This window comes from Stenotrophomonas sp. NPDC077420 (genome assembly GCF_044543385.1).
GTDB lineage: Bacteria > Pseudomonadota > Gammaproteobacteria > Xanthomonadales > Xanthomonadaceae > Stenotrophomonas.
Genome location: NZ_JBITVZ010000002.1, coordinates 108,142 through 123,346, shown reverse-complemented (window position 1 = coordinate 123,346; position 15,205 = coordinate 108,142). Strand labels below are relative to the sequence as shown.

Genomic DNA, 15,205 nt, shown 5'->3' with positions numbered 1-15,205 from the left:
CGCTTGGCAAGCGGCGCCGGTTGCGGCGATGCTCGGCGCGGTCGTCCGTTCGGCTCTGCTGGAGGGTGTGCATGGTTGCCGTGGTTCCCGATCCGATCCCCGCACGCATGAGGGCCCTGAACCGGGCCGAGGTCTGCGACGTCAATTTCGTCGAGTTCGTCCGCCAGTGGCACGGCCAGCCCCGCCAGCGGCCGGCACCGGATGCGCCCATCCTTCCCGGCAGCAGCCTGGACGCGCAAAGCTTCGATGCGCTGCTCGACTCGCAGCTGGCCAGCCGCCACCTGGACCTGATGGCGCGCGTGTTGCGCGTGCAGAACAAGGTCTTCTACACCATCGGCTCGTCCGGGCATGAAGGCAATGCGCTGGTGGCACGGCTCGCGCGGCATACCGATCCGGCGTTCCTGCACTACCGCTCCGGCGCGTTCATGGCCGAGCGCTTCCGCCAGCTGCCGGGCATGGACCCGGTGATGGACGCGGCGCTGTCCTTCGCCGCCAGCCGCGACGATCCGGCCAGCGGCGGCCGGCACAAGGTGTGGGGCAGCAGGCCGCTGTGGGTGCTGCCGCAGACCTCCACCATCGCCTCGCACCTGCCCAAGGCGCTGGGCACGGCGATGGCCATCGAAACCGCGCGTCGCATCGGCCACCGCCTGCCGATTCCCGACGACAGCGTGGTGATCTGCTCGTTCGGCGATGCCTCGGCCAACCACGCTACCGCGCAGACCGCCTTCAACACCGCCGCCTGGGCCGCTTACCAGCGCCTGCCGGCACCGGTCCTGTTCGTCTGCGAAGACAATGGCATCGGCATTTCGGTGAAGACCCCGGACGGCTGGATCGCCGGCAGCTTCAGCCATCGCCCCGGACTGGACTACTTCTTCGCCGACGGCCTGGACCTGGCCAGTGGCCATGCGCAGGTCCAGCGCGCGCTGGAGCATTGCCGCAACACCCGGCGCCCTACCTTCCTGCACCTGCGCACCACGCGCCTGATGGGCCACGCCGGTACCGACTTCGAGATCGAGTGGCGGCCGCTGGCCGAGCTGTGCGCGGCAGAGGCGGCCGACCCGCTGCTGCGTTCGGCGCAGATCGCGCTGGAGTCGGGGTGGATGACCGCACCCGGGCTGCTGGAGCGCTATGAGGCGATGCGCGCGCGCTGCTTCGCCGCCGCCGAGGCGGCCGACCGCCGGCCCAAACTGGACGAACTCGGCCAGATCATGGCGCCGTTGGCGCCCTATACGCCGTCGGCCGTGCACGCCGAAGCCTGCCGCGTTCCCGGCGGCGACGCGCGCGAGGCGGTGTTCGGCGGTGCCGCGCAGCTGCCCGAACGGCAACCGCCGCGGCACCTGGCGATCCAGATCAACCAGGCCCTGCACGACCTGCTGTGCAAGTACCCCGAGTCGCTGCTGTTCGGCGAGGACGTGGCGCAGAAGGGGGGCGTGTACACGGTCAGCAAGGGCCTGCTCAAGGCGTTCGGACCGCGCCGCGTGTTCAACACGCTGCTGGATGAAACCATGATCCTGGGCATGGCCCAGGGCCTGGCCAACCTGGGCATGCTGCCGATCCCGGAGATCCAGTACCTGGCCTACCTGCACAATGCCGCCGACCAGCTGCGCGGCGAAGCGTGTTCGCTGCAGTTCTTCTCCAACGACCAGTTCCGCAACCCGATGCTGGTCCGCATCGCCGGGCTCGGCTACCAGAAGGGGTTCGGCGGGCATTTCCACAACGACAATTCGATTGCCGCGCTGCGCGATATTCCCGGCCTGGTGGTGGGCTGCCCTTCGCGCGGCGACGACGCGGCGATGATGCTGCGCACGCTGGCGGCGCTGGCCCGGGTGGACGGAAGGGTGGCGGTGTTCCTCGAGCCGATCGCGCTGTACATGAGCAAGGATCTGCATGATCCCGGCGATGGCCAATGGCTGTTCGCGTACCCGCCGCCGGAGCAGGCGCTGGTGCTGGGCGAGGGGCGGGTCTACGCCGCCGAGGCCAACGACCTGGTCATCTTCACCTACGGCAATGGGGTACCGATGAGCCTGCGTGCGGCGCGCACCATCGAAGCCGAGCTGGGCTGGCTGGTGCGCGTGGTCGACCTGCGCTGGCTGGTGCCGCTCAACGCCGGCTTCATCGCCGCACAGGCGGCGGACGCACGCCGCGTGCTGGTGGTGGACGAGGGCCGGCACAGCGCGGGGGTCGGCGAGGGCATCCTCACCGCGCTGGTCGAAGCCGGGCTGGGCCACCTGCCGCTGCGGCGGGTGAGCGGTGCCGACACCTACACGCCGCTGGCAGGGGCAGCATTGTGCGTGCTTCCAAGCGACAATGCGGTGGTAAGCGCCGCGCGGGTGTTGGCGCAGGACCCTTGACGCATGTGTGGACTGGCAGGAATGTTGCTGGCCGCTCCGGGAACGGAGCAGGCCGCGTTGGAACAGCAGGCACGCCGCATGGGCGACGCCCTGCTGCACCGTGGGCCGGATGACAGCGGCGTGTGGGCCGATGCCGCAGGCGGCATCGCGCTGGCGCACCGCCGCCTGAGCATCCTCGACCTGTCGCCGCTCGGCCACCAGCCGATGGCCTCCGACGACGGTCGCTACGTGCTGGCCTACAACGGCGAGGTCTACAACTTCGCTGCGTTGCGGCAGGAGCTGGAGGGCCTGGGCCACGCGTTCCGGGGCCATTCCGATACCGAAGTCCTGCTGGCCGCCTTCGTGGCCTGGGGCCTGGACCAGACCCTGCAGCGTGCCAACGGCATGTTCGCCATCGCCCTGTGGGATCGCGCCGAGCAGTGCCTGTGGCTGGCCCGCGACCGGGTCGGCAAGAAGCCGCTGTACTACGGCTGGGCCGGCGACACGCTGGTGTTCGGCTCGGAACTGAAGGCGCTGTGGCAGCACCCGGCGTTCGACAACGGGATCGATCGCGACGCACTGACCCTGCTGCTGCGGCTGGACTACATTCCGGCGCCGCATTGCATCCACGAGCGCTGCTTCAAGCTGATGCCCGGGCGGGTGCTGCGCCTGGACGCGGCGGCGGTGGCCGCCGGTGCCGCCGCGCACCGGCCGGACCAGCAGCAGCTGCCGTTCTGGAATGCGCGCGAGCGCATGCAGCAGGCGCTGGCCGCGCCGTTCCAGGGCAGCGACGAAGACGCCGAAACCCAGCTGGACGGCCTGCTGCGCGACGCGGTCGGGCTGCGCATGGTGGCCGACGTGCCCGTGGGCGTGTTCCTGTCCGGCGGCACCGATTCGTCGGTGGTGGCGTCGCTGATGCAGGCGCAGTCGCCGACCCCGATCCACAGTTTCAGCATCGGCTTCGAGGGCTCCGACCACGATGAGGCGCCGCTGGCCAAGGCGCTGGCCGGGCACCTGGGTACCGACCACACCGAGCTGTATGTGAGCGGTGCCGACGCGCTGGCAGTGGTGCCGGCGCTGCCGGCGATGTTCGACGAACCGTTCGCCGACGCCTCGCAGGTGCCGACCGCGCTGGTGGCGCGGCTGGCGCGCAGCGCGGTGACCGTGGCGCTCTCGGGCGATGGCGGCGACGAGCTGTTCTTCGGCTACAGCCGTTACCAGCGCGCGCTGCGCAACTGGACGATGCTGGGCCGGGTGCCGGCACCGCTGCGGCGCTGGATGGCCGCCCACGCGCACACCCAGGGCGAGGCGTCGCGTACCGGCGGGTTGGCCGCGCTGTTGGCTGAAACCGGCGCGCGTGGCATCGGCGACGTCTACCGCAACCGCATCTCGCGCTGGCGCGACCCGGTGTCGGCGGTGATCGGTGCGCGCGGCGCGGGCAGTTTCTATGACCTGGCCGACCCGCTGCATGGTGCCGGTTCGCCGGCCGACGCGATGATGCTGGCCGATTTCAGTACGTACCTGCCGGACGACCTGCTGTGCAAGGTGGATCGCACCAGCATGGCGGTCAGCCTGGAAGCGCGGGCGCCGCTGCTGGACTGGCGCGTGGCCGAGTTCGCCTGGTCGCTGCCGCTGTCGATGAAGCAGCGCGACGGGGTAAGCAAGTACCTGCTCAAGCGCGTGCTGGGCCGCTACGTGCCGCAGGACATGGTGCACCGGCCCAAGCGCGGCTTCGGTGCGCCGGTCAGCGCGTGGCTGAAGGGCGACCTGCGCGGCTGGGCCGATGACCTGCTGGATCCGGCGCGGCTGGCCGATGAAGGCGTTTTCCACGTCGATGCGGTGGTTCCGCTGTGGAGGCAGTTCCAGCAGGGTGAGCGCAAGTGGCATACCCATCTGTGGAACGTGCTGATGTTCCAGGCCTGGCAGGCCCATTGGAAGCAGGTGCGGGCGGCGGTGCCGCGCGCGTAGCCGGCACCGCGCCGGACACGCGTGGCGTGTCCCTACGCCTCGAGATCGCAGCGTAGCGACACGCCATGCGTGTCCCACGGCGCCTGGAGATGGCGACGTAGCGACACGCCATGCGTGTCCCACGCACGCCTTCACCGCGCGCAACACCTGTCACCCCTACGCTGGTCGTTCCCCCCGAACGGAGCTCCTTCATGGCAACACCCACCATCGCCGTGCTCGTCGGCAGCCTGCGCAGCGGTTCACACAACCAGGCCCTGGCCCATGCGCTGGAGAAGCTGGCCGCCGGCAAGGCGCGCTTCGACTACGTCCAGATCGGCGACCTGCCGCTGTACAACCAGGACTTCGACAAGGATTACCCGGCCGAAGGCGTGCGCCTGAAGAATCAGATCAAGCAGGCCGACGCCGTCCTGTTCGTCACGCCCGAGTACAATCGATCGGTGCCCGGTGTACTCAAGAACGCCATCGACATCGGCTCGCGTCCGTACGGCCACAGCGCCTTCGCCGGCAAGCCCGCCGCAGTGATCGGCGCCTCCGTCGGCGCCATCGGCACCGCCCTGGCCCAGCAGCACCTGCGCAACATCCTGGCGTACCTGGACATGCCGGTGCTGGGCCAGCCCGAGGCCTTCGTCCACTTCAAGGAAGGGCTGATCGACGCGCAGGGCGCGATCAGCAACGAGGGCACCCGCGATTTCCTGCAGGGCTTCGTGGACAAATTCCTGGCCTGGATCGCCACCCACGGCGGTCAGCATTGAGCCGGACGCTTCTGCGATAATGGCGGTGCGGCGCACGACCAACGGTCGTGCGCTACCCGACAGGGTGGGCCTCCAGCTGGGTCGCGCCGCACTGCAACCGGTAGGGCACGACCGTTGGTCGTGGCGCCTTCACCCGGTACGCACGGCTATCCACCGCTTATCCACAGGGTTGTGCATGGCCGTGGCGGCCGCCGCGTGCCTACCATGTCCCACGCTCCATTCTGCAGGAAGAACTCCCCCTCATGTCCGCCCGTTCCGGCTTCCGTTCCGACCGCAAAGACCGCGGTGACCGCTTCGACCGCGACGAGATGCGCATCGACGCGCTGCGCGTACCGCCGCACTCGATCGAGGCAGAGCAGGCGGTGCTGGGCGGGTTGATGCTGGCACCGGAGAGCTACGACCGGGTCAACGACCAGCTGACCGAAACCGACTTCTACCGGCGCGACCACCAGACCATCTACCGCGCGATCCGCGAGCTGTCCGAGCGCGACCGCCCGTTCGACGCGGTGACCCTGGGCGAGTGGTTCGAATCGCAGGGCAAGATGGAACTGGTCGGCGATGGTGCCTACCTGATCGAACTGGCCAGCACCACGCCGTCGGCCGCCAACATCGCCGCCTACGCCGAGATCGTGCGCGACAAGGCGGTGCTGCGCCAGCTGATCCAGGTCGGTACCGACATCGTCAACGATGGCTTCCAGCCGGAAGGCCGCGAAAGCGGCGAACTGCTGGCGGCGGCGGAAAAGTCGGTGTTCGCCATCGCCGAGCAGGGCGCGCGCGGCCGCACCGATTTCGTGGCGATGCCCGGTGCATTGAAAGACGCCTTTGAAGAGCTGCGCAGCCGGTTCGAGAACGGCGGCAACATCACCGGCCTGCCGACCGGCTACGCCGATTTCGACGCCATGACCTCCGGCCTGCAGCCGACCGACCTGATCATCCTGGCCGCGCGTCCGGCCATGGGCAAGACCACCTTCGCGCTGAACATCGCCGAGTACGCGGCGATCAAGTCCAAGAAGGGCGTGGCGGTGTTCTCCATGGAAATGTCGGCCTCGCAGCTGGCGATGCGCCTGATTTCGTCCAACGGCCGCATCAATGCCCAGCGCCTGCGTACCGGCCAGCTGGAAGACGAGGACTGGAGCCGGGTCACCGGCGCGATCCGCATGCTGAAGGAAACCAAGATCTTCATCGACGACACGCCGGGCGTGTCGCCGGAGATCCTGCGTTCCAAGTGCCGCCGGCTCAAGCGCGAGCACGACCTGGGCCTGATCGTGATCGACTACCTGCAGCTGATGAGCGTGCCGGGCAACAGCGAGAACCGCGCGACCGAAATCTCGGAGATCTCGCGTTCGCTCAAGGGCCTGGCCAAGGAACTGAACGTGCCGGTGATCGCGCTGTCGCAGCTCAACCGCTCGCTGGAAACGCGTACCGACAAGCGCCCGGTGATGGCCGACCTTCGCGAATCCGGCGCCATCGAGCAGGACGCGGACATGATCGTGTTCATTTACCGCGACGATTACTACAACAAGGAAAATTCCCCGGACAAGGGGCTGGCCGAGATCATCATCGGCAAGCACCGAGGTGGCCCGACCGGCTCGTGCAAGCTGAAGTTCTTCGGCGAATACACCCGGTTCGACAACCTCTCGCACGACTCGGTGGGGTCGTTCGAATGATGACGGGCGCACGACCAACGGTCGTGCGCTACCAGCGTGGCGCACATGCCCGGCCGGGGTGGTCCAACCGGCTGGGACGGATCCGGTAGGTACCGACCGTTGGTCGGTACGCGTTTCGTCGGCGGATCCGGGGTTTCGTCGCAAACCGCTTGAAGCCGGCCGGGCAGGGCGGCAACGTGGTCCCGCAGCGGCAAGGTGCCGCCCTGGAGACCGTCATGAAGACCCTGTTCGCGCTCGGCGTGTGGTGCCTGCTGTTCGTGCTGTGCTGGCCGCTGGCGATCCTGGCCCTGCTGGCCTGGCCGTTCGTGTGGCTGCTGAGCCTGCCGTTCCGGCTGGTCGGCGTCACCTTCTCGGCGCTGTTCGCCTTCCTGGGCGCACTGTTCATGCTGCCGGCGCGCCTGCTGGGTGGCAGCCGGATGGCGACAGCACGGTAGCGCCGACTGTCAGTCGGCCAAAGCACGGTAGAGCCGACTGTCAGTCGGCCAAAGCACGGTAGAGCCGACTGTCAGTCGGCTATCGCGCGCAGCGCGATGTTCCGGGATCGCGCCAACGGCAGCCGACTGACAGTCGGCTCTACGCGGGGCAATGGGTCGAGTGGACGGCGTACGCCTACAAAAAACCCCGCCGAGGCGGGGTTTTTCGTTGCGTCACCACGGGGCCGGTCAGTTGGCCTTGTGGATCGCACGCTTGCTCACGGCCATGGCCGCGTCGTGGACCACTTCCGACAGCGACGGGTGCGCGTGGCAGATGCGGGCCAGGTCGTCGGCCGAACCGCTGAACTCCATGGTCAGCACGCCTTCGTGGACCAGTTCGGACACGTTCGCGCCGACCAGGTGCATGCCCAGGATGCGGTCGGTTTCAGCATGCGCCAGCACCTTCACGAAGCCGGCCGGCTCGATCATCGCCACGGCACGGCCGTTGGCGGCGAACGGGAAGCTGCCGGCCTTGTACGGAATGCCCTCGGCCTTCAGCTGCTCTTCGGTCTTGCCGACCCAGGCCAGCTCCGGCTCGGTGTAGATGACCCACGGAATGGTGTCCATGTTGACGTGGCCCGGCAGGCCCGCGATCAGCTCGGCCACCGCGATGCCTTCCTCGAAGCCCTTGTGCGCCAGCATCGGGCCGCGCACGCAGTCGCCGACCGCCCACACGCCATCAACGCCGGTGTGGCAATGCTCGTCCACTTCGATCTGGCCACGCTCGTTGACCTTCACGCCGGTGCCTTCGGCCAGCAGGCCCTTGGTCGCGGCGCGACGGCCGACGGCCACCAGCAGCTTGTCCACCACCAGGCTCTTCTCGCCTTCGGCGTCGGTGTAGGTCAGGGCGACTTCCTTCTTCTTGCCCTTGCCGGTCACTTCGGCCTTGGACACCTTGGCGCCCAGGCGGATGTCCAGGCCCTGCTTCTTGAATTCCTTGGCGGCCACCTTGCCCACTTCGGCATCGGCGGCGGCCAGGAAGGTCGGCAGCGCTTCCAGGATGGTCACTTCAGCGCCGAGGCGCTTCCACACGCTGCCCAGTTCCAGGCCGATCACGCCGGCGCCGATCACGGCCAGGCGGGCCGGCACTTCGGTGAAGTCCAGGCCGCCGACGTTGTCGACGATGGTCTCGCCGTCGAACTTGGCGAACGGCAGTTCGATCGAATCCGAACCGGCGGCGATGATCACGTTGGTGCCCTTGAGCTCGACGACTTCGCCGTCGTGCTGGGTGACCTTCACCACGTTGCCCGGCTGCAGTTCACCGAAACCGTAGTAAGCGGTGACCTTGTTGGCCTTGAACAGCATGGCGATGCCGCCGGTGAACTGCTTGACGATCTTGTCCTTGCGGCCAACCATCGCTTCGACGTCCATCTTGGCATCCTTGAAGCTGATGCCATGGTCGCCAAAGATGTGGCCCATGTTCCAGAACTGGCGCGAGGAGTCCAGCAGCGCCTTGGACGGGATGCAGCCCACGCGCAGGCAGGTACCGCCCAGCGCCGGCTTGCCATCCTTGCCCAGGGCAGCGTCGATGCAGGCGGTCTTCAGACCCAGCTGCGCGGCGCGGATGGCGGCGTGATAGCCGGCCGGACCGGCACCGATGACGACAACGTCGAATTGTTCAGCCATTGAAAATTCCTTGATGCTTTACCAGAACCCCTCCGCGCAGGCGCGGAGGGGCGGGAGGTCTTACAGGCCGAACAGCATGCGGCCCGGGTTTTCCAGCTGGTTCTTGATGTCCACCAGGAACTGCACCGAATCCTTGCCGTCGATGATGCGGTGGTCGTAGGACAGCGCCAGGTACATCATCGGCGCGATCACGACCTGGCCGTTCTGGGCGATCGGACGGTCCTTGATGGCATGCATGCCCAGGATGGCGCTCTGCGGCGGGTTGATGATCGGGGTGGACAGCAGCGAACCGAAGGTGCCGCCATTGGTCACGGTGAAGGTGCCGCCCTGCAGTTCTTCCAGGCTCAGCTTGCCGTCACGGGCCTTCTTGGCGTAGTCGGCAATGGTCTTTTCGATGTCGGCGAAGGACATGCGCTCGACATTGCGCAGCACCGGCGTGACCAGGCCCTTCTCGGTCGACACGGCGATGGAGATGTCCGAGTAGCCGTGATAGATGATGTCATCGCCGTCGATCGAGGCGTTGACCAGCGGGAAGCGCTGCAGCGCGTTGGCGGCGGCCTTCACGAAGAAGCTCATGAAGCCGAGCTTGATGCCGTGCGCCTTGACGAACTCGTCCTGCAGGTCCTTGCGCGCGGCCGACACCTTGGACAGGTCGACTTCGTTGAAGGTGGTCAGCATGGCGGTGGAGTTCTTGGACTCCATCAGGCGTTCGGCAATGCGCTTGCGGATGCGGGTCATCGGCACGCGTTCTTCCGGACGGGCGCCACCGGACTTGCCGGCGCCGCCGTTGCGGGCGAAGTTGACGATGTCTTCCTTGGTCACCGCGCCGCGACGGCCGGTGCCGTCGACATCGGCCGGGTTGACGCCTTCGGTGATCGCGCTGAAGCGCGCGCCCGGGGGCAGGGCATCGGCAGCGGACTTCGACGCCGGGGCCGGTGCGGCAGCAGCGGCCGGCGCAGCGGCAGCGGCCGGCGCAGCAGCGGCCGGCTTGGCTTCAGCAGCGGCCGGGGCCGGGGCAGCGGCCACGGCGCCTTCCTCGATCACTGCCACGACCTGGCTGGAGGTCACGGTGGCGCCGACCTCGAACTTGATTTCCTTCAGCACGCCATCGACCGGCGACGGCACTTCCAGGACGACCTTGTCGGTTTCCAGGTCAAGCAGGTTTTCGTCGCGCTTGACGGCGTCGCCCACTTTCTTGTGCCAGGTGGCGATGGTGCCGTCGGCGACGGATTCGGGCAGTACCGGGGCTTTGACTTCGGTGGCCATGCGGGAGCTTCCTGAGTTTGTCTTTTCTAGAATGGGGGAAAGTTATTCAGCGACCGCGTCGTTGAACGGGTTGACCAGGGCATCGGCGACCAGCTTCTGCTGCTCGATGATGTGGTCGGCCATATGACCGGCAGCCGGGGAGGCCGAACGGGCGCGACCGGCGTAGTGCAGGCTCTGGCCATCGGCCAGGCAGAACTGCAGGTGGTGGCGGATCTGGTACCACGCACCCTGGTTCTGCGGTTCTTCCTGGCACCACACCACGTCGGCGGCCTTGCCGTACTTCTTCAGTTCGGCGGCCAGCAGCGCGCGCGGGAACGGGTACAGCTGTTCCACGCGGATGATCGCCACGTCGTCCTGGCCACGCTTGGTCTGGTCTTCCAGCAGGTCGTAGTAGACCTTGCCCGAGCACAGCACCACGCGCTTGACCTTCTTCACGTCTGCATTGGCGTCGCCGATCAGGTGCTGGAACTCGCCATTGGCCAGCTCGTCCAGGCTCGATACGGCCAGCTTGTGGCGCAGCAGCGACTTGGGCGACATCACCACCAGCGGCTTGCGGGTGGTCAGGTGCAGCTGGCGACGCAGCATGTGGCCGGCCTGCGCCGGGGTGGACGGCACCACCACCAGCATGTTCTCCAGCGCGCACAGCTGCAGGAAGCGCTCCAGGCGCGCCGAGCTGTGTTCCGGGCCCTGGCCTTCGTAGCCGTGCGGCAGCAGCAGGGTCAGGCCGGTGATGCGGCCCCACTTGGCTTCACCGGCAGCGATGAACTGGTCGATCACCACCTGGGCGCCGTTGGCGAAATCGCCGAACTGGCCTTCCCAGATGCACAGGGTGTTGGGATCGGTGGTGGAGAAGCCGTATTCGAAGGCCATGACGGCTTCTTCGCTGAGCAGCGAATCGACGATGGTGGCCTTCTCCGGCGAATCCACCAGCTGCCGCAGCGGCAGGTAGTAGTTGTCGGTCTTCTGGTCGTGCAGGATGGCGTGGCGGTGGGTGAACGTACCGCGGCCCACGTCCTGGCCGACCAGGCGCAGCGCGTGGCCTTCGTCGAGCAGGGTGGCGTAGGCCAGGTTCTCGGCAAAGCCCCAGTCGCCCGGGATTTCGCCGGCGGCCATCTTGCGGCGGTCGTCATACACCTTGGCCACGCGCGAGTGCAGTTCCACTTCGGCGGGCACGGTGTTGATCAGCTCGGCCAGCGCCTTCAGCTTGCCCGGGTCGACCTGGGTGGAGACCGGGTCGGACAGCTTGCCTTCCAGCAGCTTGGGCCAATCCACGAACAGCGCGCTGCTCGGCGGGGTCTTTTCGACCTGGGCCAGTTCGGTGGTGACTTCACCGGCGTCCAGCTTTTCGCGGTAGGCATCGACCATCGCCTTGCCGGCACCGGCGGCGATCACGCCGGCCTGTTCCAGCTGCGCGGCGTACAGCTCGCGGGTGGTCTGGTGCTTGCGGATCACCTGGTACATCAGCGGCTGGGTGATCGCCGGTTCGTCGGCCTCGTTATGGCCCCAACGGCGGTAGCACATCAGGTCGATGACCACGTCCTTGGCGAACTTCTGGCGGAACTCGAAGGCCAGCTTCGCCGCGAACACCACGGCTTCGGGATCGTCGCCGTTCACGTGCAGCACCGGGGCTGCAATCATCTTGGCCACGTCGGTGGCGTACCGGGTGGAGCGGGTGTCCTGCGGATTGGAGGTGGTGAACCCGACCTGGTTGTTGACCACGATGTGCACGGTGCCGCCGACGGCGAAGCCGCGGGCCTGCGACATCTGGAACAGTTCCATGACCACGCCCTGGCCGGAGAAGGCCGCGTCGCCGTGGATCAGGATCGGCATCACCTGCTTGCGGGCGCTGTCCTTGCGGCGCTCCTGGCGCGAACGCACGGAACCGGCCACGACCGGGTCGGCGATTTCCAGGTGCGAGGGGTTGAACGCCAGTGCCAGGTGGACCGGGCCGCCGTCGGTGGCCACATCGGCGGAGAAGCCCATGTGGTACTTCACGTCGCCGGCCGAGGCGTGCTCGTCGTGCTCGAACTTGCCTTCGAACTCGTCGAACAGCTTGCGCGGGTTCTTGCCCAGGGTGTTGACCAGCACGTTGAGGCGGCCACGGTGGGCCATGCCGATCACCACGTCCTTGACCCCGTCCTTGCCGGCGTCACGGATGATGGTGTCCATCATCGGGATCAGCGAGTCGCCGCCTTCCAGCGAGAAACGCTTCTGGCCGACGTACTTGGTGTGCAGGTAGCGCTCCAGGCCTTCGGCAGCGGTCAGGCGCTCCAGCGTGCGGCGCTGGGTGTCAGCGTCCAGGCTGTAGTTGCCGCCGGCCAGCTCCAGGCGCTGGTAGATCCACTGGCGCTGTTCGACCTCGGAGATGTGCATGAATTCCGCACCGATCGAGCCGGTGTAGGTCTTCTTCAGGCGCTCCAGCAGGTCGCGCAGCTTCATGCGCGGCTGGCCACCGACACCGCCGGTGCTGAACTCGGCGTTGAGGTCGCCCTCGGTAAGGCTGTGGAACGGCAGGCCCAGGTCCGGCGAATTCACGCCCGGGGCCAGGCCCAGCGGGTCGAGGCGGGCATCGAGGTGGCCACGCGACCGGTACGCGGTGATCAGACGACCGACATTGCGCTCGCGCTCGTCGCTGGCACCGGAGTTGCCGCCGCCCTTGACCGCGTTTCTGGCGGCGTCGGCGATGTGGGCAATGACGGCCGAGTGCGGAATGTCACCGGCTTCGCGGCCCTTGAAGCCGTCGAAGTAGGTCTTCCATTTGGGATCGACACTGTCCGGAGAAACGAGGTACTGCTCGTACAGATCCTCGATATAGGAGGCGTTGCCGCCGGCGAGCTGCGAAGACTGCGCAAACTGCTTCAGTAGATTGTCCACGATGGAGGGTCGGATTCGCTTGTGGGGTAGGGCTTCGATGATCCGGCAGGGAAGATGAATAGCCCTGCACGGGCGGTATCTAACGGCCCAAATTGTACCCCCATCGAGACAGGAAGGGGCACCGGAACGGCCTGTGGCGGGGCCGGGGTGTCATTCCCAGACAGGTTCAGGACCCGGAACGGGACTAGAAGCCGAGCGCGCGCAGCTCGCTGCAATCGCGCGAACGTTCCCATACGCGCTGCAAACCGTCCTGCAACGGCCGCGAACGTGCGGGCATGGCGAGCCCGGCTTCACCGTCGTAACGGAGCCCACTCAGACGAAAGTAGTAGTCGCCCGCATCGTTGAGCAGGCAGGCCGAGGCGAGGGCGCGGTCGATCGGGTCGGTCACCTGGCGCACCCGGAACACGGTGGGCAGGCGCTGGACCAGGCCCAGCAGGGGCGAGCCGGCCTGGGCGATGGCGGCCGCGTCATGGACGATCAGCCGGACCTGCTTGTCGTGGCGGGCGGTGGCGAAGCGGCGCAGGGCCTCCAGCACCGGCGGTGCATCCAGCAGGCCGGGGTCGAGCACGCGGCTGTGCAGCCACAGCTGGCGGCGGGCGCGCTCGACCACGGCGGTGGTGATGGCTACCGCCTCGTCGGCGTTGTCGATGGAGACCGCGCCGCCCGGCAGGCGGCGCAGGTGCGGGTCGGCGCTGCCGGGCCCGCTCATGTCAGGCGCCGGCGCCGCCGTCGGGGGTTCCGACGGCCTGGTCGTCGTCGCTGTCGTCGGTGTCGTCGAAATCGACGATCACTTCGACGCCATCGTCGTGGATGGTCACTTCGTGCACGTTGGCTTCGACGTCTTCATCCTCGAGGACCTCGACGGTTTCGGTGGCGTTGATGATTTCGTATTCGCCCACCGCGTCCTCTTCGTACTCGTCTTCGTCGTCGAACGCGTCGCCGTCGAGCAGCTGGTAGTAGCCACCGGCCACCAGCGCGTGCAGGGCGTCGCGGCCCTTGGCCGAGAGCTTCTGGTACAGGGCACCACCGATCTGTTCGGCGGCGGCCAGGGCCTGGGCATCCTTCACCGGCAGGGCGAATTCAAGGCCGCTGCAGTAGAGGCTGGCACCCCGCTTGGCCCGGCGCCAGGCCAGGCGGGCCCACGGGTGGCGGCCGAGCTCGATGCCTTCGGCCAGGGCGGCTTCGATGTCTTCGCGCGGAAGCGGTTCGCCGGAGGCGACCACGTCGCCGGCGGCGCGGTAGGTGGTGATGAAGCGGCCGAACCAGTCGCCGAGGCGGTCGGGGTCGTTCATGCGGATGGCGTTGAGCGCCTGGACCACGCGGCCCATGGCCACGGCGTCGATTTCGTTGGGGTCTTCGGGCACCTTCAGGTCCGGGTCCTGGTAACGGATGGCCTCGTCGGCATCCATGATCAGGGTGTCCAGGTAGTCGCTGATGAGCTCGGCGGAGGCGGGCGCGCGCATGCCGAAGGAGAAGGTCAGGCAGGGGTCTTCGGCGACGCCGTTGTGGGGAACGTTGGGCGGCAGGTACAGCATGTCGCCGGGCTCGAGCACCCAGTCGTGGGTGGGCTTGAAGCGGCGCAGCAGCTTGAGTTCGACGTCGTTGCGGAACTCCAGCGGGGGGCGCTTGCCCTTGGTGGATTCGCTGGCGTCGATCTGCCAGCGGCGGTGGCCATGGGCCTGCAGCAGGAAGACGTCGTACTGGTCGACGTGGGCGCCGACCGAACCGCCGGTGGCGGCGAAGCTGATCATCACATCGTCCATGCGCCAGCGCGGCAGGAAGTCGAAGTGGGCGATCAGGGCGCGCACGTCCGGGTCCCACTTGTCGACGTCCTGGACCAGCAGGGTCCAGTCGTGGTCGGGCATGCCGGGAAATTCTTCTTCCTGGAACGGGCCGGTGCGCACGGACCAGCCGTCGGTGGCGCGGTCGTGGCTGATCAGGCGGGCGAGGGCGGTCTCCTCGCAGGCCAGGCCGGCCAGGTCTTCGGGCTGGAGCGGGGTTTCAAAATCGGGGAAGGCGCCGCGGATCAGCAGCGGGCGCTTCTGCCAGTAGTCGCGCAGGAACGTCGCGGCGGGCATGCCCAGCGGCAGGCCGGGGCGGGCCTGGACTTCGATGACGGGGGTTCTGGTCTTGCGGACGGCCATGGGGGAATCCTTGAAGCGTGTAGACGGAATGCGATTGGCGCAGCAGACGAAGCGCGCGCTCGTCCCGCCATTGTCCGCTGGTTGCGCAGGATCTGCACCTGCGCC

At 67.7% G+C, this 15,205-nt stretch carries 10 protein-coding genes; 5 read left to right on the top strand and 5 right to left on the bottom strand.

From position 1 onward, the window contains the following. Positions 1–71: 71 nt before the first annotated feature. The 5 genes from ACIGII_RS02560 (at position 72) to ACIGII_RS02540 (ending at position 7,151) form a co-directional block, all read left to right on the top strand. Entirely contained in the window at positions 72–2,351 is a 2,280-nt protein-coding gene (locus tag ACIGII_RS02560; protein WP_399634865.1) for a thiamine pyrophosphate-dependent enzyme, read from the top strand. Positions 2,352–2,354: 3 nt separating this feature from the next. Next, complete coding sequence (gene asnB / locus ACIGII_RS02555) at positions 2,355–4,298, top strand: asparagine synthase (glutamine-hydrolyzing) (RefSeq protein WP_399634863.1); 1,944 nt, start codon at positions 2,355–2,357, stop codon at positions 4,296–4,298. Positions 4,299–4,489: 191 nt separating this feature from the next. Further along, positions 4,490–5,050 carry an NADPH-dependent FMN reductase gene (locus ACIGII_RS02550; RefSeq protein WP_399634861.1) on the top strand — a complete coding sequence of 187 codons (561 nt, stop codon included), beginning with the start codon at positions 4,490–4,492 and terminating at the stop codon, positions 5,048–5,050. A gap of 242 nt (positions 5,051–5,292) precedes the next feature. Beyond that, positions 5,293–6,717 (top strand): replicative DNA helicase, encoded by a 1,425-nt coding sequence (locus ACIGII_RS02545; protein ID WP_399634860.1) that lies wholly within the window; start codon positions 5,293–5,295, stop codon positions 6,715–6,717. 215 nt (positions 6,718–6,932) lie between these two features. Beyond that, a complete protein-coding gene (locus ACIGII_RS02540) occupies positions 6,933–7,151 on the top strand; it encodes a hypothetical protein (RefSeq protein ID WP_399634858.1) in 219 nt (72 codons plus the stop codon). Between the two features lie 228 nt (positions 7,152–7,379). On the opposite strand, the gene lpdA is transcribed toward ACIGII_RS02540, so the two are convergent. The 5 genes from lpdA to ACIGII_RS02515 form a co-directional block, all read right to left on the bottom strand. After that, positions 7,380–8,816, bottom strand: coding sequence for a dihydrolipoyl dehydrogenase (gene lpdA / locus ACIGII_RS02535; protein ID WP_399634856.1), 1,437 nt, complete (start codon positions 8,814–8,816; stop codon positions 7,380–7,382). Positions 8,817–8,876: 60 nt separating this feature from the next. Continuing rightward, entirely contained in the window at positions 8,877–10,082 is a 1,206-nt protein-coding gene (sucB, locus tag ACIGII_RS02530) for a dihydrolipoyllysine-residue succinyltransferase (RefSeq protein ID WP_399657400.1), read from the bottom strand. Between the two features lie 42 nt (positions 10,083–10,124). Beyond that, positions 10,125–12,956 carry a 2-oxoglutarate dehydrogenase E1 component gene (locus ACIGII_RS02525; protein ID WP_399657397.1) on the bottom strand — a complete coding sequence of 944 codons (2,832 nt, stop codon included), beginning with the start codon at positions 12,954–12,956 and terminating at the stop codon, positions 10,125–10,127. 184 nt (positions 12,957–13,140) lie between these two features. Next, positions 13,141–13,665: a hypothetical protein gene (locus ACIGII_RS02520; RefSeq protein ID WP_399634852.1), complete on the bottom strand. Its 525-nt coding sequence runs from the start codon at positions 13,663–13,665 to the stop codon at positions 13,141–13,143. 1 nt (position 13,666) lies between these two features. Beyond that, on the bottom strand, positions 13,667–15,100 hold the full coding sequence (locus tag ACIGII_RS02515; protein WP_399634850.1) for a JmjC domain-containing protein: 1,434 nt from the start codon (positions 15,098–15,100) through the stop codon (positions 13,667–13,669). Between the last annotated feature and the right edge of the window lie 105 nt (positions 15,101–15,205).